Here is a 19,024-nt window from a genome sequence, read left to right as displayed (position 1 = left end):
GACCAGGTACTCCATGGCCGTAAGGACCGCTTCGTTTTCCTCTTCAAGCACATCACAGTACCACTTTGTGTACTCCGCTTCCTTTTCGAAGTCATGCCTCTTTATCGCAGGCGGCTTTTCAGTAAAATGCCAGAAGCCGAAGTGGGCTGATTTTATCAGGTGGGAATAGTGGAGCTGGGAGGGGCCGCAGTCATATACCATTATGAGATTTTTCGAAAGTGACGCGCTCTGGTACATATCGAGCGTGTGGTCAAAAATCTGGAGGTTAATTCCATGGGCTTCAGCTTCGGCTGCTGCCTGCCTTCTTGTGTCGGGATTTATCTCGGCAAGCCCCCGGAATATGATAAAATCATTGGTTTTGCAAAGCTTTACAATCTCCTGAAATGCCCATTTGCCGTTAACCCCATAGCCAATCATGTAGATTTCGACAATCCTGGACGGTTCAGGCATAAAATAAGCAGGAGAATATAATTAAGCGTTTTAGGGACTTCTTTGATAGTGGCGGGTCTGTTTCTAAAGCCGCTATTGCTTACGCTAAGCCAGCAAACAACACCTAAAAATGTAAAAAATGGATTATCTTTTTTTCTTCCTGGCTTTCTTGACAACTTTCTTTATCTTCTTTGTCTGCTTTACGGCTTTTTTCTTGATGGCTTCGACTTTCCTTGGAAGCTTTGGCCATCCTTTTTTGCGGTAGGTTTGATAGAGCTTTATGATGAATTCGAACTTTGCATAGTTTTCCTGCGCTACACCTATCGCCTCTTTTGCCTCAAGGTAGGCCATATAGATTTTGAAGGTGTCTTTTTTCGAAAGCCCGTCGATGTACTTGTCAAGATAGGCCTCCATGTCCCGGAATATGCTCAATTTTGGCTCTCCAAGCTCATTCATTATCTTTCTTGCCTCGGTCTTCAGGATGATCTTCATCTCCCTTACATTTTCGCCTGAAAGCCGCACATAGATGAGCCCGTACCTCAGCCGGTCGCTCAGCGAAAGCCCTTTTGCAACCTTGTCGATTGGAATTGGCTTGATGTCCTTTAAGTCCATAATAATATCCTTAGCTATATTTACTATACTTTGGACATCTCAAAAAAAGGAGATTTTGTGACAAATGTTTCGTACTCTCCGCCTTCCCCACTGATGTTTGCACGTGCCTTTCTGAGGTCTTTTATGAAGTGGCCCAGGTTTTCCGGGTTTATCATCCGGCCCTTCCATTTTTCAATTCCTTCGGCGCAGGTGTCTGCAATGAGGAATTCAAAGCCCGCTTCCAGCACAACTTCCTGGAGGTAGCGTTCCTGATCCTTGTGCCAGAGGGGCGCATAGGAAACCACTCCAAGCTCCTCGCAGATTAAGTCCAGTCTTTGCTTCTGGTACTCGCTTGCAAGGGCTCCGGATATAATCCCTTCGATTTTTTCGGCTTTGACTAGTTTCTCCAGGTGGCTTTTCATCTCTTCTACTTCCTTTTCTTTGACGCCAGAAACGTTAAATAAGACATGCCGGGGCGGGCTTTTCATATTCTTGATTTGGAGAGGAGTTTTCTCCGCAAAAGGGTGCTGGAGCATATAGCTCTCCGGGTTTTTGGGGATAAATGTCACGGCTACAGGTATGTCAAAGCCCTGCTGGAGCATAAGGTAGTAGGCGTACCAGGAGTCTTTTCCGCTGGAAATAAGGGAAAGGAGTTTCATAATCTTAATAAGCGAAATTTGCCTTTAATCCCCAAAAGCACTGGCTTATAGCAAAAGCCCCCATGCCTGCTCTATGTTTCCTACGGCTTTCCCGTACAGTAATTCCTCCCTCGTTTTCTTGTTTTTCAGCTTCACCTTCTGAATCATTGCGGGATATTCATTATACTTGAAGTTAGACATTAACGGCAAAAAGGACACATTTTTCCTGAAGTGCCAGCAGGAGTGGGAGTAGGTCTTTGCAAGAACTTCAATTGTATATTCTTCATTTTCCCCGATTATTTCATGCACCCAGTTTTTTCCCGATCTTTTAGGTACAATCGTCAGATTTTTGAAGTGCTCGCTTAAGCCCCTTTTTGCGTCAAAGAAATTTAGGTCCTGTGTTATCGATGCAGAAGGCGTTTTTAGCTGGGGGTCTATGAGGTTGTCCTTTAGAATAGCCCGGCCTGCGTAAGTGTTGAAGTATTTGAGGTGGCTTCCGTCCTTGTATTGGAAGATTCCCCAGTACCAGCAGGGAGGAGGCGCATTTACAAGAATCTTCTGGAAATAGGCGCTTCCGCTTATTTTTCTACCCCCTATGCTCCCCCCAAGGGACAGGTGGTTCATATACATAGAGTGAACGCTCATGCTTCCACCGAAAAAGTTTGCTACGTTGTCGCCGACAAGAAGCGGGGCTTTCTTTGATTCTTTTGCTACAAAGTGCATTTTCTTTCCTCCCCGCTCTATATCCACTATGAATTTTCCGTCCTTGAACAGAAAGGAAGAATTGGTCTTTCCTTCTGCCTTTAGCACAAGCTTGCCTTCGTCAAGTGTGAAGGGGCAGTTTTCAAGAAGGTAGTCGTCATGCATCTTATTTCCATCAAAATACCAGGCAGCCACAGTTCCGCAAAAACTCCTCTTCTTTTTGTCCTGGTGGCTTGTGTCATAGGTGATTGGGAGGTTATTGCAGTAGATAAGCTTATCCTTTTTTATGGACCAGAGAATCATCAGTTGCCCGGGCTTTTCCGGGTTTTTGGGGTTATCAATAAAAAACAGCCAGAACCACCAAAACCAGCCCCCCGGGTTTATAATCCTTGTGTTAAGCTTCCAGATTTTCTTGATGGCACTGGGTTGCATAATCTTATCTGGCTCGTTTTTAAAAAGGGTTTTGGGGTTTAAATTGGTTTTGAATTAAGTTTAGTATGGCCTTTGATGCAATTGTTGTCGGAGGAGGGCCTTCCGGATCGACTGTTTCACTTATGCTGTCCCGCAAAGGGCATAAAGTTCTTCTTTTAGACAAGGCGAAGTTTCCACGGGATAAGGTTTGCGGTGATGCCTGCAGCGCAAGGGGTCTTGTGGTTATCGATGAGTTGGGGCTGCTTTCAAAGACAAAGCGCCAGCCGCATGTTGTAGTAAATCGCCTGCTTCTTTCGGCGCCTAACGGAAAGAGGATAATTATGCCTTACGCAAAAGACGAGAAGATTGGCTGCGCAGGGTACGTCATAAAGCGTAAAAAAAATGACGGGGTGCTGTTTTCTGCAGCCAAAAAAGAGGCAACTGTCATCGAGGGCTTTGGTGTCGAGGAGTTAATCTATGATAATGGCTCTGTTGTTGGCGTAAAAGGCAGGGACGCTAAGGGGCGCAAAAAGGAATTCCGGGCAAAGGTAGTTGTCGGGGCTGATGGGGCAAACTCGGTTGTCGCAAGAAGCGTCGGTTCGCTTCAGCTTGACCCTAAGCACAGGTGCGGCTCCATAAGGGGCTATTTCAAGGGAGTCACCGGCCTGTCTGACACGATAGAGATTTATTTTATTGACGGCGTGTTTCCCGGGTATTTCTGGATATTTCCAATGCCTGGCGGGCTTGCTAACGTGGGCCTGGGGCTTGTTTCCTCGGAGATTTCAAAGAGAGGGCTTTCCTTGAACCAGATGATGGAAAAGGCAATCGCGTCCGAAGGCATTAGGAAGCGCTTTAAGAATGCAAAGCAGGTGGGAAAGACCGAGGGCTGGATAATTCCCCAGGGATCAAAGAGAGTCAAGAACCATGGCCCTGGCTGGATTCTGGTCGGAGATGCTGCGTCCCTTGCCGACCCTTTCAGCGGTGAGGGATTTGGAAATGCCATGCGTTCGGGGAAAGCTGCAGCAGAAGTCATAGACGCTGCCCTAAAGGCGGGCGACACAAGTGAGGAATTCCTTTCGGCTTACGAGAAAAAAATCGCTGAGATTATGGATGAGGAGTTTAAGTCCCTGTATTTGATTCAGAAGGTGTCAAGCCACAAGTTTTTGCTGAATCTTTTCCTTTCCAAGGCATCCTCAAATAAGGAGCTTAGAAAGGTTCTTGCGGACATGATGGTAAGTGACAGCGCGAAAAACCAGGCAATGTCGCCGCTTTTCTACCTTAAGCTTCTTTTTTCCTAAAAATCTGTTCTTTTGGGGTCGAAAATGTTGAAAATTCTCGAAGCCCTTTCAAATTCCGATAACAGTTCATTGGGGCGGGTAAGCTTTTCCGGGACGAACAGAACAATCTTTTTTCCGTCAGACTCTATTACGAACTTTTCTTTTGATTTTTCAAGGATGCTGGTAAGTTCCGGGCTGAAGAGTTTTTTTACTTCTTCCTTGTTTTCTCCCTGCAGGTAATATTTTTTGGAAAAACCCGGACTGTCGGGAAGGTCTATATCATTTTTCTTAAAAGCGTCCCCAATTTTGTCGAAAATCCCTTCCGGCCTGACACTGAAGGCAGGGATTGATTTATGCAGTCTTGAAACATATGTAGTTTGCCGGTGCACCTTTTTCCCGAAGGCCAGTGTATAAGCGTAGTCAAAAATCTGCCAGTGCCTTCCATTTCTTTCCCCCTCCAGGAGGTTTGTGACCCTTTTCCACTTTCCGGCTTTTGCAATTTGCGTTTCCGGAAGGAGAACTTCTGCTTTTACCGGCGCATAGTTTTGCAATATTCCTGAAAATGGTCCAAATCCCCGGTTGGGAAGATATCGCTTATAGGAAAGCCCAAGCATGGAAGAGGCCTTTTCCAAGTCAGCGCTTCTCTTCTTTTCCTTCAGGTAGAATAGGTATGCCAGCACTATGCCAATCACGAAAATAGACAAATGCCAGTAAACTTCATTCTCAATCATTCTTTTAGTGCCCCGCCCTGCAGGAGCCGCTCTGATGATTTCATGAAGCCCTCCTTGATAGCTTCCTCATCAAGCGTAAGAATCTGCTTTTCCTGCATAAGGAATTGGCCGTTTACAATAAGGCCGGATATTGCTTCCCTTGAAGCGGAGTACACGATGTTTGAAACAAGGTCTGTTCCGGGCAGCAGGGAGTAGTGGCTTTTATCGAGCAGGAGCAGGTCTGCGTTTTTTCCTGCCCCAATGCTGCCGGAGTTAAGCCCCAGGATTTTTGCCCCGCCAAGGGTTGCCATGTCAAGGGCGCTTTGGGCCGCCATTTCGGATGCGTTCCAGCGCAGCCACTTCTGCATGAGGCACATGGCTTTCATTTCCCCCAGCATATTGAGAGAGTTGTTCGAGCAGGCCCCGTCAGTTCCGATTCCTACTGTGACTCCCGCCTCCCTGAACTCCCTGTAAGGGAAAGCCCCTCCGGTTGCAAGCTTCATGTTCGAAGCAGGGCAACTGACAACAGACGCTTTTTTCCCCGCAAGCATCGAAATTTCACCTTTGGTCAGCCAGGCGGAGTGAAAGCCCACGAATGTATTGTCTATGACGCCAAGCTCTTCGAGAAATTCTGCCGGCCTTTTTCCATATTTCCTGTGGCAATCGTACACTTCCTTTCGGGTTTCCGACAGGTGAGTTGTATAGAGAAGGTTTTTGCTTTCCGCGAATTTTTTTGCTTCCAGAAGCAGCTCTTTTGAGCAGGTGTAGACTGAGTGCGGCGAAATCACCGGTCGGCAGAGCCCATTGGATTCAAGGATTTTTTTGACGGATTTTTTGGCTTCTTTCAGGGTTCCCTCCTTCTTTTCAGAGTCTCCAAAATCCATCAGGGGGTGGCCCAGGTATCCTCTCAGCCCGGCTTTTTCGCTTGCCTTCAGTATCTGCTCGCTTCCAAAGTACATGTCAAGGTACGCTGAAGTTCCGGAGCGAATCATTTCGAGGAGACCGAACTTTGCCCCCGCGTAATAGTCTTCCTCCTTCATTTTTGCCTCAGCTTTCCAGACTTCAGAAAGCCACTCGTTTAGCGTGAGGTCATCCCTGTACCCACGGAGGAGCACCATCGGCAGGTGGGTGTGGGCATTTACAAACGAAGGCATGACAATCTTGCCCCTGCAGTCAATTTTCTCGCACTCGCTTTCTGAGGAGTCGATGTTTTTGGAAACTTTCTCAATTCTGCTGTCCCTTATAAGAATATCTGCGCCTTTCAGTACGGTCCTCCGTTCATCCTGGGTAAGCACTGCCGAGCAGTTTTTGAGAAGCATTCTACTTCCACTTGTGCTTGGGGTTTCTTGGTATTATGAGCGCCGCAATAAGGTAGAACACAAGCCCTGCCCCAAAGGAAGCAAGGGTCAAAAGGACCAGGAGAAGCCGTATTATTACCGGGTCTACGTCAAGGTATTCTGCAATCCCTCCGCACACTCCGAAGAGTATCCTTTCGTTTCCTGACCTGTAAAGCCGCTTTATGTCTTTTGCCATAAGAATCATATTCTAATTTTTATTGGTATTTTATGGCATGGGGGTTTGTGGCCAGCCCGGACTTCTTCAGCTATATTGTGCTTCCCATCCTGATATTTCTTGCAAGGATTGTTGATGTCAGCATGGGCACCGTCCGTGTGATATTTATCTCCAAGGGCTATAAATACATCGCGCCCCTTATCGGTTTTTTTGAGGTCATAATCTGGCTTCTTGCCATAACCAAGATAATGGACAACCTGGCAAACCCTCTCTGCTACCTCGCTTATGGGGCGGGCTTTGCCGCGGGAACTTACGCGGGCATGGTAATCGAGGAGAGGGTTTCCATAGGGAAGGTGCGGCTCAATATCGTCGCAAAGAGGAACGTTAATAAAATCATGAATGAGTTCGATGACGCGGGGATGCTTTTTACTTCAAACGATGCCGAAGGGCGCGACGGGAAAGTCAAGTCCATCTTTATGGTTCTGGAGCGCTCCCAGGTCGGAAAAGTTATATCCATCGTAAAGAAGCACAATCCCGATGCCTTCTATTCGATAGAGGAAGTCAGGTTTGCAAAGGAAGAGAAGGCAAAGCCATTAAAGCACCACCGGAGGAGGTATCTCAGGTTTGGGTTTTATCGGAAAGGTAAGTAAGTTATGCTCTTTGACATAAAACCAAGAAGGGATAAGTTTTTGGAAGGGAGTTTTGAGTCTTCGATGAAGGAGCTTGAGTTATTCTTTGGAATTAAGTGGACAAAGAACCGCCCAAATGTTTTGGTTGTTCCTGACAGAAGGGGATTTGATCTAATCTTTGGCAGGAAGACCCCCGGTTGGTCTGTTGGCCTTGCTCCTGGAAGAGATATCTATGTTTTGGATCACGAAAACTATGCGAAGAATAGTACGCACGAATACTCCAAAGAGCACTATCGCGCTCTAGTTAAACACGAGTTGACTCATGTGTTCTGTCGGGTAGTATCCGGAAAAGAAATGCTTTATCCGTTTTGGCTAAGTGAGGGGCTTGCCATGTATCTTGCAGGGCAGAATATCACAAGGCCAAGGCCTTTAAAATTCAAGTCTTTCCTTAAATATTATACGCTTCACAACGAGGAGGTATATGCAGAATCGGGTTTCGCCGTTGAACTACTGCTCAAGAAGTATGGCCGAAGGAAGATACTTCAGTTACTCAAGGGCCTTAGTGGAGTGGCTTCTCCAAAGACTTTTGAAGAGCTTTTTGCAAAGATTTATGGGTTCAGGCCAACATATGGCCAATTCAATGGGTTGTTAGATAAGGTTTAGGTCTTTCAGCTCACTTTCCAGTTGGGTCGAATCCTTAAATAATATCGTCTTAAAGCCCATTTCTTTTGGAGTCTCCAGAAGCTTTTCCCTGTCATCGATGAAAACGCACTCTTCGGCATTCAGGCCCGCTGCTTTCAGCGCAAGCTCGAAAATTTCCTTTTGGGGCTTGAAGAAGCCGCATCTGCAGGAGAGAATCACTGGATTGAATCCCTTATAGAGCTCTCTTTCTGAGTTTATCATTTCATACTCGTCCATCGCGTTCGATATGATTCCGACAATGAACTTTTTGGAAAGGCGCCTTGCGATTTCCAGAGTGTCTGCGTTTATTGGAAGCGCCTCCAGAAAGACCTCTTTCCATAGGCAAGGGTACTGGCAGTCAATGCCAAACTCTTTTTCAGCTTCTTTGGCAAAACCGCTTACCTGCATTTTCCCCGCCATCAGGTCTTTTTTGTGCCGGCTGTGCAAGTCCATGAACCTCTCATAGTGCAGGCCCAGCTTTTCGCAAAGCGCCTTGTAGAAGATTTCGATTTCCCCTTTCTGGAGAACTCCCCCAACATCGAAGAAGACGCCTTTTATCATAATCCTATTTATAACCCTCTATAGGTATGGGCATTAGGTACGAGACTGCTCCAGACATAGAAAAGACCGCAAGGTTTGTTGCGGAAAGAATCGGCATGAGCCACCTGGACTTCAAAAGAATCGGATTTCTGAGGTCATACGGCTCGACTTCGCGCGCGATTGCGCGCTGCTATGGCCTTTCCAAGGTTTGGCAGAAGGCCTTCAAGCTGAAGTCCCACTATGTTGTTGAGGTTGTGTCTGAGCGCTTTGACCGCTTAAGCGAGGAGGAGAAGATAAAGACTGTGATACACGAGCTTATGCATATCCCCAAGTGCTTTGGCGGCGGCTTTCGCCACCATGATTTTGTCTGCGAGGCAAATGTTGAGAAACTCTACCGGAAATATTTCAGTTAGCACTTGTTTTTCAGGCGATTGCAGGGTACACCTGGCCTCCAAACTCAAGTATGAGCCACAGTATTCCGCAGAGGAGGGCTATTATGTAAGTCACGATGTACCCGGCAAGGATGCGCGGAATTACATACTTCAGGCGGCTATGTTTTGATTTAAGGAGCTTTCTTACGTGCCTGTGCCCGGCAAGTTTCTTCTCGAAATCTTTTACGGGGGGAATAGATACTATAAAATCATAGAGGGGCTTTACAATGTAGCAGGGCAGGACGAGCCCGATTATGAGTGCCAGCACAAACTGGGTTCCAAAGTCCGGGACGAAGGGATTCGAGAAAGTAACCGCTATAAAGAATAGCGCGCTCTTCAATTTTACCAGCTCCAGCATAATCTATTTGCCTTTATTTGTTTTCTCTAGGGTTTATGCGGGGAATAGTTGTCTCGGTAAGTATATTATGAAAAGTATGCCTTTCTAAGTATTTGTCAGATTCCACAAATAAATTTATAGTACAAAATACAAGTTTAGTTTAGGGTGTTAAAAAGCAGTTGGGGAACTGCTTTTTGATTTTAGTGTCGAAATTGGGGAATTTCGTAAGTTCAATAAGTATATAGTGTCATAAAACTATATATTCTTTTCGGTAGAGGAATCTATATAGTTGAGTGGCTATTATATACAAGCTATAGGTAAGACAAAATGACCATACAAGATCTATTCGAATCCGCGTTTGCGGTGGACAATAAGGCACAGAAGAAAAGCGAAGAGAGAGCCGGGGCAATAACGAGCGACGAAAAGAAAATCTACAATAAGGAAAGCGTCAACATCAAGGACCTGGCAGCAGAGATGAAGAGCGAATTTGGAATCGAAAGCTACACACCGAAGATATATGTCGTTGGCTGTGGCGGCATGGGCTCAAATGTCATCAGCAGTTTGACCGAACTGGGAATCCTAGGGGCTCAAACCGTGGCATTGAACACAGATGCCGCTCACCTCGTCATGACAAAGGCGCACAAGAAAATCCTTATCGGGAAAGACCTTACAAAAGGGCTTGGCGCTGGAGGAGAGCCGAACGTTGGCGCAAAAGCAGCCGAGGAAAGCAAAAATGAAGTGAGGGAACTGCTCAAAGGGGCAAACCTCGTCTTCATAGTTACTGGCCTTGGCGGCGGTACAGGAAGCGGCTCCGCGCCAGTTGTAGCAAAAATTGCCAAAGAGCAGGGAGCAGTCGTCATCGCGACAGCGACACTTCCTTTCCAGATAGAAGGCGCAAGGATGGGGAAGGCAGAGGACGCGCTCTACAATCTCAGGCAGGCATCGGACACCGTAATCGTCATAGAGAACCAGCGGCTTTTGGAGTTTGCCGGAAACAGGCCTTTGAGGGAATCCTTCAAGCTGTGCGACCAGGTAATATCGCAGATGGTAAAGGGAGTTACCGAAACAATATCCCAGCCGTCTCTTGTTAACCTGGACTACGCAGATGTAAGGACCATCATGAGGTCTGGAGGCGTTTCCACTATTGGAATCGGCCTCGCAAACTCTTCAGACAAGGCAAAGGAAGCAGTAAAACAGGCACTAAGCCATCCATTGCTAAATGTCGACTATGCCGGAGCAACAGGCGCCCTGATACAAATCATCGGCGGCCCTGACTTGAAGCTGGAGGAAGTAAACGAAGTCGGACAGACGGTCACAAAGCACATGTCTCAGGAAGCGCAGACCATTTGGGGAGCAAGGATCCTGGATGAGATGGAAGGCAAAATCCAGGTAATCACCATAGTCACAGGTGTTAAGTCTCCATACATCCTTGGCCCAATGGAACAGAGAAAGCCCGGAGAAGTGCAGACCGAGTCATCCGCCAGCTTAGGCATAGAGGTTTTCAGATAATTTTCTTTTTTTGGTTTTACTTTTTTTGTTCTTTTTCAGCGTGAGCGCTCTCCTTGCTTGTGGTGTGGCTTTTTGCCGAATCGTATCTTATCTTTAGCGCAATCAGCACCAGAATCATGCTGCCTCTATCACAGCAAAGGTTAGAAGGGGATAAACTCCGTTTAGCGCGGCATATACGCCGTACAGGATAAGCCCAGTGAGTGAGATGCTCGTCCAGAGGAGAGAAATGTCCCTTGCAGACTTAGTTTTCCAGGTTTTTATCAGCTGAGGGGCTAATGCTATTGCAATGAGAAATCCGCCGAGGTAGCCGATAATTTCCAGACCATATATAACCTTGCATTGGTCTTTACGGTTAAGCTTCCAGAGGAAGCTAGAAGGGTATTTAGAAAGCTTAAGGGCGTATAATCTGCCAATAGTTGTTATGGCGCTGAACTTGAAAAAGCAACTCCGGAAGAACCCCTTCATTCTTGCCCCAATGGCGGGAGTTACCGATATCGCATTCAGGGAACTTTGCGAGGAGATGGGCGCCTCGTACACCTGCTCGGAGCTTATGCCAGTTGAGGGATTGGCGAGGGGGAAGGTGCCAAGATCTCTTTATGAAAGAAGGAACCTCAGGATAAACTGCATCCAGCTCTTTGGCTCGGTTTCGGAAAGCTTTTCAAAGGCAGTAGAAGCCATACGGGACGAAGCAGATATAATTGACATAAACTTTGGCTGCCCTGCTTATACACTGACAAGCAGGAACTGCGGCTCCGTGCTTCTAAAAGACCCGGGAAGTGTTGGCAAAATAGTGTCTGCTGCCGTCAAAATGTCTGGGGCTCCTGTGACTGCGAAGATTCGCCTTGGGTACAAGCAGAAGAACTACCTGGATATAGCAAGGGAAATCGAGCAGGCAGGAGCCGAAGCAATAACCCTGCATGCAAGGACTGCTGAGCAGAAGTATTCTGGGAGGGCGGACTGGCAGGCCATAAAGGCTCTTTATGAGCAGTCAGGCATTTTGATTATTGGAAATGGAGATATAAAGTCCGAAGAGGATATCGACAGGTATCTTGGAACTTACGCTGATGGGCTTATGGTTGGGCGGGCTGCGATGGGAAACCCGGCAATATTCAAGAGCTTTTGCCATTATTTTCGGACAGGGGAACTGCTTGAGAGGGAGGGAAAAGAATACCAAAAAAAATTATTTGCCAAATACCTGGATAAGCTGAAAGGCACAGAAATCCTTGGCGATCTTGTGCGGCTCCGGCTTCAGGCCACCTGGTTTTTCAGGGGTTTCAATGGATCAAAGGATCTTAGGGTAAAAATATTGTCTTCGGAGAGTTTATCTGAAGTTCTGGATCATGTGGAGAATTTTTAATCACCAGTAAAGCAATCCCACCGCCTCGAATTTTCTTAGCTCACTTGCATAATCTTTTTCCGCATCGATAATCGTGACTTTTGCGCCATTTTTTTCCATCTCATTCATCGCGTTTTCATATTTTTCGACCAAGGAACTTACCACTATGATTTCCTTTATTCTTTCGGTTTCCTTTTCTGTATCATGGCCATACTTTGCCTTTTCCGGATTTTTCTTGACTTCTGCTAAGATCTCCAAGACTTTTTTCCTCTCCGCTTCCTCTCTCATCAGGTTGAAAATCCTCTTTACAAGTTCTCTTCTTGCAAGCTCCTCAATCCCCTCAATCCCTCTGGATGAAGTCTGGTCATGAAAAATGCTGTCTTTTCTGTCCAAAAGCTGCAGGACTCTGTCCTTGGACTTATCAGGCCCTGCGACAATCAGGTAATTTGGATTCATGCGGCGCAGCTTTCCTGCAACCTCCTTATAAAACTCTTCTTCCCTCCCTCCTGAACGGATTTCATCTATTGCATTTGCGTGCCTTCCCGATATTGCCCCAAAAACCGCAATTTTTTTGTCTACCACGCAGGCGGTAATCTCCCGCTTTTCCTTTCCCGGTATTTTTTCAAGCTCTCCGATGACTTTTAGCTTTTCGTTAAGCTCTATATCTATAGAGTGGTGCTTGTTTCTTTCTTCTCCTTCAGTGATTGTCCCTGTAGCCCGGAGCTTTGTTTCCTCCCAGCGAAGTTTTTCCACCAATATTCCCAGGTAGCATGGCTTCTTGCTGCCCTTTAGGACCTCCCCGCCTTTGCATACCGTTTTGGTTCTCATTGTCTTGGTCCAGACAACCCTTTTTTCAAGCACGGTGTAGAGGTACCACAAGTCATTAAGCGTTTCAGGCACAAGCGACACGCCCTCTTTATCTTTTTCGATGATTCTCATAATATTGCACTGGACTTATTGAGAAGTAGCGGATTGTTGACCTGAATCTTGTGCAAGTCATTCTTTATATATTGGAGGATGCGTTTATGGTTATGGTGTTTAGTAGGGATCAGATGTTTGCATCTGATTTTCTGAGTATTTTGGCAGGTCTTTTTCATGTTAGCTGCAGATTAATTGGTGTTGGGTACCATGCCTAGGGCTATTGTTTTGAAGGCGGACTGGACCGAAATTGGGCTTCGCTGTGTCGGGCAGGCGATGGATGCTTTGAGAAAGCTTAAGCAGGTAAAGACCCTCGATACCGGTTTCAATCCTCATACAGATGCGGATTTGGTGTCACATGGGGTTATTCTGAACACCCTACAGACCTCTGGAATTTCCAGTGACCTGATTTCTGAGGAGGCAGACGGGGCCATTAGGATAAACGGCGGAGGTCCTGACAAGGTTTTTACTGATCCGCTTGACGGCACGATTAATTTCATGAGAGGGGACCTTTCTTTTTGCGCGGTTGGACTGTTTGTAGCTAGTGGCGGAGTGCCGCGCTATTCCTTTGTAGGCGACCTTGCGACAGGCGACATTTACCATTGCGACGAGAAATATGCGTATGTGAATGGGGAGAAAATGGCGCTTCCTGAGATGATTGAGGGCAGGTATGTTGTTGCAGGGTGGGCTGCAGGCGGTCCCCGCCTTGAGGCCTTTCTTGACAAAATGCGAAACCTGCCCACGAAGTATAGGATGTTCAATTATGGGCAGATGCTTCAGTCTGCAAAGATTTCTTTAGGGCAGTATGATGCCTGCTTTGAGATACTGCCTTCCCGGCTTTCCGAGTTTGCCGGTGCAATTATCGCCCAAAGGGCGGGAGCAAAGCTTTCGACTCTTGAAGGAAAGCCGATTGTCTGGGAGGAAGGCATTAAACAGACAATGCTTGTTTCGAGAAGCGCATCTCTTCACGAGGAGTTGCTGGAGATATTCAATTCCCCGGCAGGCAATGTGCCGGTAGGGTTTTCAAAAAGGCATTTATAGGAATAGACTTTTCCAAGCACTTTGATTTGAGTGCTGCGCATCTTCTGGCAGTTTCGGTTTCTGTTACAGGCGTGCCTCCAAGGAATCCTCCCTCTCCGTTGTACTCAATCACCCACAGAAGGGTATCGTCGAACAGCCAGAAGTCGCCAGGGCTGATTCCCGCAATCCGGGAGATTTTTTGGTACTCTTCCTGGCTTAGAAAATGTATTTCCTCGCGCCGCTTGGAGGATAGCTGCCAGATGGCAATTTCATACCTCAGGTATTCGGAAAGCGGTAAGGAGAATAGCCGCACCCTCTGGACTTTTACGCCCTTTTGCTTTGCAGCGTCCAGCAAGCCAAGCCATTTTTCATCTTCGGAATCTTCCTGGGGCTTTCCTGCCCTCCAGGATTCTATCGAGGGCTTTTCTTCAGGTATGCTATAGGCGGGGAGCTTTTCGAGCCGGAAGATGGACTTTCTGGCAGAATTCCAGAGTTCCTCGAAGCTTGCTTTTTCAGCCATAATTGGTGGGTTTAAAGTTAATAGTTAGGCCCCGTAGCTTGCTGCGGTTGGGTATTTCATACTTAGTCTATTCTCTTTTCCATAAAGATTTTGTGCTTCTTGCTGCCGACCTCCTTGTAGCCCAACGTCCTGTAAAAATCAATTGCTGGGTTGTTGTCCCAGACTTCAAGGCATATCTTTTCGTAGCCGAGCGTTTCAAGGTAGGACATTATCTGCTTTCCAAGGCCCTTCTTCTGGTACATTGGGCTTATCAGAATCTCAACCACTTCCAGGTCGCTTCCATTTTCTGAAAGCTGAAGCGTTCCAATGGGCGTTTCTTCTTCAAGCAGAATCTGAAGGCTCTTCAGTCGTTCTCTGAATCCTTTGTCAAACACTTTTTTGTCAATCTTGTGGTATTTTGAGATGTAGGGAAATAGTGTCTCCTTGGTCAGAGTACGTATGAAATCATAATCTGAGGTCTTGGCAGGTCTCGTTTTGGGTAGACGGGGCACCATAACTTTCTTGGAGAGCTATAATTAAACTGCGGACCCGAGCGGATTTGAACCGCCGACCTTTTGCTTGCTCCAAAAACCCTCCAAAAGCTTATTCGCGAAGCGGAATCTGCTTTCTTTTGGTCCTGAAGCTTTTCTTTTGCAAAGAAAAGCTTCATAGGAGGCAAACGCTCTATCCAACCTGAGCTACGGGTCCATAAGAAGGGTCTCTTTAAAAAAAGAAAAGCCGAACGCTGCGTAAAATGAGCTATTTTTGGCGAATTTGCCTTTTTGCGGCTAATTTACCCATATTTGCCTATTTTTACCTCTTCTTAGCTACACTTATGGAGGACTACCTTTCGGTTTGGGCATATAGCTTGGGCGCAGGGGAGATTTATGCAGAGTATGGCCTTGCCATCCTGGCATTTCTCTTTACCTGGCTGTTTCTGAAGTTTTTTGAGCTGGTTATCGTCAGGCGGCTCAAGGGGCTTTCTAAGAGGACACGAACAGACATTGATGATTTTGCAGTCAGCATCCTTGAATCTCTTGGCTGGCCGTTTTACTTGATGCTTTCCCTTTACGTTGCATTTCAATTTGTGGCTCTTCCGGAGATTGCCGACACTATTTTTGGCTATCTGGTTGCTCTGGTTGTAATCTACTACGCTGTCCAGAGCGTGAGCAAGGTAATTGACTACAGCTTGCAGAAATATGTCCGGCGGGAGATGGCAGAGGACAAGGACTTTGACTCCTCGATTGCGGACCTTTTTGGGCGGATTATTAAAGTCTTTATCTGGATAATCGCTGTTTTGTTGTTTCTTCAAAACAGGGGCTATGAGGTTTCGGCAGTACTTGCCGGTCTTGGAATCGGCGGAATTGCGATTGCCTTTGCCATGCAGAACATCTTGGCGGACATATTTGCCTTCTTTACGATATCTTTTGACAAGCCCTTCCGTGTTGGTGACCATATAGCGATTGGAAATGACATGGGCATTGTGAAAAGGATTGGGCTAAAATCGACAAGGATAGAAACTCTCCAGGGTGATGAGCTTATCGTCTCGAACAGGGACCTTACAAATAGCCGTGTGAGAAATTACAAGAAGATGGAAAGCCGAAGGGTGATATTCGACCTTTCGGTTGCCTACAAGACCTCAGAAAAACAGCTCGCTGATTTTCCAAAGATTCTTGAGGCGCTTATGGAGAAGATGAAGCTTGTGGAGTTCGAGAGGGCTTACCTGAAGGCAATAAAGGGCGTTTCTGCCACCTTTGAAGTCTCTTACCTCATAAAGTCCCCGAAATTCAAGGACTTTACGGCGGTTCAGCACGAGATTAACCTTTCAATCAAAAGGGAACTCGACAAGAGGAAAATTGGGCTTGCCTGATTTTGGCCAGGTTTTTTTCGTTCCTCTTTTTGAGCTTAAGCTTATTTTTGAGCGCTAAGCCATCTGCAGATTATGTTTGAGAGCTCTTTTTCTTTTCCCCGAAAGCCGTGGTCAGCGTTTCTTATGATATTGAGCGTGTGTTTTTTTGGGTTTCCTGATTTTTCAAGCAGAATGCCGGCGCACAGAGTTGCGTTTCCGTAGCAGTACTCGTCCTTTTCTCCGTATACAATAAGCATTGGCTTTTTTATCGCCCCAAATTCCACAAACAGTTGTTTCTTGGAGAGTTTTAGCCCACTCATCTGCTCATAGAAGGGGAATGTGTTGTAATTTCCGTCTGGGTTGATCGTGTCAAAGATTGAATTGTAGGACATGGGAATCTCGCTCAGGCCCGTGCCAATCAACCTTTCTCCTCTGCCTTCCCCGATTTTCTTTTTGCATTTTTCGAGAAGCGCGCAGAATTTTTTTCTTCCTAGCTGTGAATAGTAGATTCCCGTATCATCACCTCCGCTCAGGAGAATGTAGCCCTTCACTTTGTTTTTTGGCCGATGCAGGTTGTAGACTACAATTTTGTTTGCCCCTGTTGAGAGCCCAATCAGATAAATTTCCGTGTAGCCCCGTCCGATGAGTTTTTTTATTGCCCCCTCAATATCTTTTATGCAATCATCTATCAGCTCGTAAGCGGTGCCTGATTTTATTTCTTTCATTTCAGGATTTCCTTTGACAGTGTTTTTATGGAGGTACTGGGCGCCCCGGTTGTTGAAGGGAAAGAAAGCAATGTTTATTTTAGCAAGTTCTTCAGCAAGAATATTCATTCTTGCTACCGAGTAAAAAACTGAGGAACTGCCGTTTCCGTGAAGATATATTGCTGCCTTTTTGGTTTTCCTCTTTGGCTCATACAAAAGCCCTGGGAGGATGACTCCGTCAGAACATCGGAATTCGGTTAGGTTTAGGGTGTATTTTTGGCTTTTCATAAACTTATTCAGGTATGCCCTTAGTAGAGGAAAAGCTCCGGCTGCAGGCGCGGGTTGAATTCTCCGGCAATATTTTTAAGCATCATCTCTTTTGCCTCCTTTTCATTTTGAGTCTGGCCCAAAACCCACATAAGTTTTGCATATGCCGCTTCTGTTGTCATATCCATGAGATAGACTACTCCACGTTCAGACAGGCGCCTGAGGTTAGAGTAAACGTAAGCGTTTACGCTCCCGTATATGGTCTGGGTGGTCATTCCGACGATTATTTTTGATTCAAGCGCCCTTTCGATTGAAGGAAGCAGACTTCCCCTTTTCTCCATTGCCACGTGGCCCAGGCCGGTTCCCTCGATGATAATCCCTTTGTACTTCCGGTCTATGTACCAGTCGATAATTGCAGGGTCAAGCCCGGGGTAGAATTTGATGATTGCCACCTTTTCTTCCAGTTTGTCTGCAAGGTAGGGCTCTCCTTCAGCCATGCTTTTCTTTTTGTAATTTCCCACGAATTCAACTTTTCCGTCAGGCCAGGCCTTTGCAATAGGAAGGGTATTTATCGGCCTGAACGTGTTTCTCTGGGATGAATGCATCTTTCGGACCTTGTTTCCCCGGTTTATGAGGCAGAAATCGTCGCTTATTGTGCCGTGGCCGACGGTGACCACTTCTGCGATGTCGGTAGTTGCTGCAACTGCTGAGCATATAAGGTTCATTGCGGAGTCAGTTGAGCCCCGGTCTGAGCTTTTTTGGGCATAGGTCAGAATTACTGGCTTATTGAGGTTTCTTAGCATAAATGAGAGGGCTGATGAGGTAAACGAGAGTGTGTCCGTTCCGTGAGTGACGATTGCGCCGGCGATTTCCTTCTGGCGTATTTCTTCGAAAACGGACCGGGCAATGGTTCTCCAGTCGCTGGGGGACAGGTTTTCGCTCATTTCGTCAAAGATTTTTCCTGTCCGGATGTTTGCAAAGTTTGAGATTTCCGGGACTGACCTTACAAGGTCATCGGCAGAGTATGTGGCGGATATTGCGCCGGTAGAATAGTCAATTGAGGAGGCAATAGTCCCTCCTGCCGAAAGAATGGAGACGAGGGGCTTATTTTTGTCAAACTCCTGCTTGAATCCGACGGGTTTGTGTCTTACCGTTTCGACTTCCCCGGTTTTAGTGACTTTTGTGCCCTTGTCCAGCTCAAGGCCCACGTTGTAGCCGCTTTTAAGCTTCAGCGTTATGGCTGGGCCTTGCCCAGGCAGTACCTGGCCTTCCCATTTCTGGCCATTTTTCTCGATTATGACTAAATCCCCTTCTTTTGGCCTTTCCATTAGTAAATATAAATAGTTGGTTTAATTATGAAGTTCAAGGGTGTTGAATTGCCAGTGAATTCTGTAATAGTGATAGCGCTTGCGATCTTTGTCCTCCTTATGATGGCGGCCTTCTTTTCAGGCGCCGGAAAGAATATAGACAAGACGCAGCTTCAGACTGCATCCAGTGAGGCCTGTTCCATACTAAGCACAGTTTATAACTGCGATTCCAGCAAGGTAGGAGATGCTACGGCAAGAGTTGGAAACCAGCAGGTGTCTCTTAGGGATATATGCAACCAGATGGGGATAAGCCCGCTTGATAATAACGCTTGCGTTAAGGTTTGTGCGGTTTGCCAGAGCAGCAGCAGTTTTGACTGCACAATCCGGGGCACGGGCACTTCTGCTACATGCACCTGCTTTGATTCAACAAAGAGTTGTACGGTCACTGCTGAAGGCACTTGTTCCTGCTCTTAGTAGCAGGATTTTGTTTTTGTAATTGATTTTTCACCTCTTTAGCAATGGCCATCCATCTGCACTTTCGATACGGGCTTGCATGCCTTATGGTAAACAAGAATGAAATAAAAATCTCAAAAAAAGAAAACGATTTACTTTCTTTTAACTGCTTTTTTAACAACTTTCTTAACTGTTTTTTTTGCTGCGGAAGTTTTCTTAGCAACCTTTGACCTGACTGCCGCCACTTTCTTTGCCACGGGCTTCTTTTTTACTG

At 46.4% G+C, this 19,024-nt stretch carries 24 protein-coding genes and 1 tRNA gene; 9 read left to right on the top strand and 16 right to left on the bottom strand.

What is annotated here, in order from left to right:
- The 4 genes from JW727_05350 to JW727_05335 all read right to left on the bottom strand — a co-directional run.
- Window positions 1-450 (bottom strand): hypothetical protein (locus JW727_05350; protein MBN2095448.1); only part of this gene is annotated, 450 nt, incomplete at its 3' end.
- 123 nt (window positions 451-573) lie between these two features.
- On the bottom strand, window positions 574-1,041 hold the full coding sequence (locus JW727_05345; protein ID MBN2095447.1) for a hypothetical protein: 468 nt from the start codon (window positions 1,039-1,041) through the stop codon (window positions 574-576).
- A gap of 23 nt (window positions 1,042-1,064) precedes the next feature.
- A complete protein-coding gene (locus JW727_05340; protein ID MBN2095446.1) occupies window positions 1,065-1,679 on the bottom strand; it encodes a diphthine--ammonia ligase in 615 nt (204 codons plus the stop codon).
- Window positions 1,680-1,724: 45 nt separating this feature from the next.
- Window positions 1,725-2,792, bottom strand: coding sequence for a hypothetical protein (locus JW727_05335; GenBank protein MBN2095445.1), 1,068 nt, complete (start codon window positions 2,790-2,792; stop codon window positions 1,725-1,727).
- Window positions 2,793-2,857: 65 nt separating this feature from the next.
- On the opposite strand from JW727_05335, the gene JW727_05330 reads away from it, so the two are divergent.
- The gene (locus JW727_05330; GenBank protein ID MBN2095444.1) at window positions 2,858-4,069 is read left to right on the top strand and encodes a geranylgeranyl reductase family protein; all 1,212 of its coding nucleotides are present in this window, start codon (window positions 2,858-2,860) and stop codon (window positions 4,067-4,069) included.
- Here JW727_05330 and JW727_05325 read toward each other — a convergent pair.
- The 3 genes from JW727_05325 to JW727_05315 are packed head-to-tail and all read right to left on the bottom strand — an operon-like array spanning window position 4,066 to window position 6,291.
- The gene (locus tag JW727_05325; GenBank protein MBN2095443.1) at window positions 4,066-4,779 is read right to left on the bottom strand and encodes a hypothetical protein; all 714 of its coding nucleotides are present in this window, start codon (window positions 4,777-4,779) and stop codon (window positions 4,066-4,068) included. The two genes, JW727_05330 and JW727_05325, sit on opposite strands and share 4 nt — an antisense overlap.
- Window positions 4,776-6,077 carry an amidohydrolase gene (locus JW727_05320; protein MBN2095442.1) on the bottom strand — a complete coding sequence of 434 codons (1,302 nt, stop codon included), beginning with the start codon at window positions 6,075-6,077 and terminating at the stop codon, window positions 4,776-4,778. The genes JW727_05325 and JW727_05320 overlap by 4 nt, the downstream gene beginning before the upstream one ends.
- Before the next feature lies 1 nt (window position 6,078).
- Window positions 6,079-6,291 (bottom strand): PspC domain-containing protein, encoded by a 213-nt coding sequence (locus tag JW727_05315; GenBank protein ID MBN2095441.1) that lies wholly within the window; start codon window positions 6,289-6,291, stop codon window positions 6,079-6,081.
- 32 nt (window positions 6,292-6,323) lie between these two features.
- Here JW727_05315 and JW727_05310 point away from each other — a divergent pair, with 32 nt between their 5' ends.
- Complete coding sequence (locus JW727_05310; GenBank protein ID MBN2095440.1) at window positions 6,324-6,920, top strand: DUF2179 domain-containing protein; 597 nt, start codon at window positions 6,324-6,326, stop codon at window positions 6,918-6,920.
- 3 nt (window positions 6,921-6,923) lie between these two features.
- Window positions 6,924-7,562, top strand: coding sequence for a hypothetical protein (locus tag JW727_05305; protein MBN2095439.1), 639 nt, complete (start codon window positions 6,924-6,926; stop codon window positions 7,560-7,562).
- On the opposite strand, the gene JW727_05300 is transcribed toward JW727_05305, so the two are convergent.
- Window positions 7,548-8,141, bottom strand: coding sequence for an HAD family phosphatase (locus tag JW727_05300; GenBank protein MBN2095438.1), 594 nt, complete (start codon window positions 8,139-8,141; stop codon window positions 7,548-7,550). The two genes, JW727_05305 and JW727_05300, sit on opposite strands and share 15 nt — an antisense overlap.
- Before the next feature lie 26 nt (window positions 8,142-8,167).
- On the opposite strand from JW727_05300, the gene JW727_05295 reads away from it, so the two are divergent.
- The gene (locus JW727_05295) at window positions 8,168-8,533 is read left to right on the top strand and encodes a metallopeptidase (protein ID MBN2095437.1); all 366 of its coding nucleotides are present in this window, start codon (window positions 8,168-8,170) and stop codon (window positions 8,531-8,533) included.
- 10 nt (window positions 8,534-8,543) lie between these two features.
- On the opposite strand, the gene JW727_05290 is transcribed toward JW727_05295, so the two are convergent.
- Entirely contained in the window at window positions 8,544-8,909 is a 366-nt protein-coding gene (locus JW727_05290) for a hypothetical protein (protein MBN2095436.1), read from the bottom strand.
- Window positions 8,910-9,215: 306 nt separating this feature from the next.
- Between JW727_05290 and ftsZ the strand changes: the two genes are divergently transcribed.
- Entirely contained in the window at window positions 9,216-10,397 is a 1,182-nt protein-coding gene (gene ftsZ, locus JW727_05285) for a cell division protein FtsZ (GenBank protein MBN2095435.1), read from the top strand.
- A 114-nt stretch (window positions 10,398-10,511) separates the two neighbouring features.
- Here ftsZ and JW727_05280 read toward each other — a convergent pair whose 3' ends face one another.
- Complete coding sequence (locus JW727_05280) at window positions 10,512-10,862, bottom strand: PQ-loop repeat-containing protein (GenBank protein ID MBN2095434.1); 351 nt, start codon at window positions 10,860-10,862, stop codon at window positions 10,512-10,514.
- On the opposite strand from JW727_05280, the gene JW727_05275 reads away from it, so the two are divergent.
- On the top strand, window positions 10,819-11,754 hold the full coding sequence (locus JW727_05275; protein MBN2095433.1) for a tRNA-dihydrouridine synthase family protein: 936 nt from the start codon (window positions 10,819-10,821) through the stop codon (window positions 11,752-11,754). The two genes, JW727_05280 and JW727_05275, sit on opposite strands and share 44 nt — an antisense overlap.
- On the opposite strand, the gene JW727_05270 is transcribed toward JW727_05275, so the two are convergent.
- Window positions 11,755-12,672, bottom strand: coding sequence for a pelota family protein (locus JW727_05270; protein ID MBN2095432.1), 918 nt, complete (start codon window positions 12,670-12,672; stop codon window positions 11,755-11,757).
- 189 nt (window positions 12,673-12,861) lie between these two features.
- Here JW727_05270 and JW727_05265 point away from each other — a divergent pair, with 189 nt between their 5' ends.
- Window positions 12,862-13,692 carry a hypothetical protein gene (locus tag JW727_05265; protein MBN2095431.1) on the top strand — a complete coding sequence of 277 codons (831 nt, stop codon included), beginning with the start codon at window positions 12,862-12,864 and terminating at the stop codon, window positions 13,690-13,692.
- Here the strand turns inward: JW727_05265 and JW727_05260 are convergent.
- The 3 genes from JW727_05260 to JW727_05250 form a co-directional block, all read right to left on the bottom strand.
- Window positions 13,640-14,191, bottom strand: a complete 552-nt coding sequence (locus tag JW727_05260; GenBank protein MBN2095430.1) for a hypothetical protein — start codon at window positions 14,189-14,191, stop codon at window positions 13,640-13,642. The two genes, JW727_05265 and JW727_05260, sit on opposite strands and share 53 nt — an antisense overlap.
- Before the next feature lie 62 nt (window positions 14,192-14,253).
- Window positions 14,254-14,685: a GNAT family N-acetyltransferase gene (locus tag JW727_05255; GenBank protein ID MBN2095429.1), complete on the bottom strand. Its 432-nt coding sequence runs from the start codon at window positions 14,683-14,685 to the stop codon at window positions 14,254-14,256.
- Window positions 14,686-14,714: 29 nt separating this feature from the next.
- Window positions 14,715-14,878 (bottom strand) — tRNA-Arg (locus JW727_05250).
- Window positions 14,879-15,005: 127 nt separating this feature from the next.
- Here JW727_05250 and JW727_05245 point away from each other — a divergent pair.
- Complete coding sequence (locus JW727_05245; GenBank protein ID MBN2095428.1) at window positions 15,006-16,040, top strand: mechanosensitive ion channel family protein; 1,035 nt, start codon at window positions 15,006-15,008, stop codon at window positions 16,038-16,040.
- 41 nt (window positions 16,041-16,081) lie between these two features.
- Here the strand turns inward: JW727_05245 and JW727_05240 are convergent, their stop codons facing one another.
- A complete protein-coding gene (locus JW727_05240; GenBank protein ID MBN2095427.1) occupies window positions 16,082-17,011 on the bottom strand; it encodes a DUF1749 domain-containing protein in 930 nt (309 codons plus the stop codon).
- Window positions 17,012-17,031: 20 nt separating this feature from the next.
- Window positions 17,032-18,318: a Glu-tRNA(Gln) amidotransferase subunit GatD gene (gatD, locus tag JW727_05235; protein ID MBN2095426.1), complete on the bottom strand. Its 1,287-nt coding sequence runs from the start codon at window positions 18,316-18,318 to the stop codon at window positions 17,032-17,034.
- 27 nt (window positions 18,319-18,345) lie between these two features.
- On the opposite strand from gatD, the gene JW727_05230 reads away from it, so the two are divergent.
- Window positions 18,346-18,771 carry a hypothetical protein gene (locus tag JW727_05230; GenBank protein ID MBN2095425.1) on the top strand — a complete coding sequence of 142 codons (426 nt, stop codon included), beginning with the start codon at window positions 18,346-18,348 and terminating at the stop codon, window positions 18,769-18,771.
- The last annotated feature ends 253 nt before the right edge of the window (window positions 18,772-19,024 follow it).

It is taken from the genome of Candidatus Aenigmatarchaeota archaeon (assembly GCA_016932615.1).
Lineage (GTDB): Archaea > Aenigmatarchaeota > Aenigmatarchaeia > QMZS01 > QMZS01 > JAFGCN01.
Note: the sequence above shows the minus strand (reverse complement) of the source record. Positions and strands in the feature narration are given on the sequence as shown.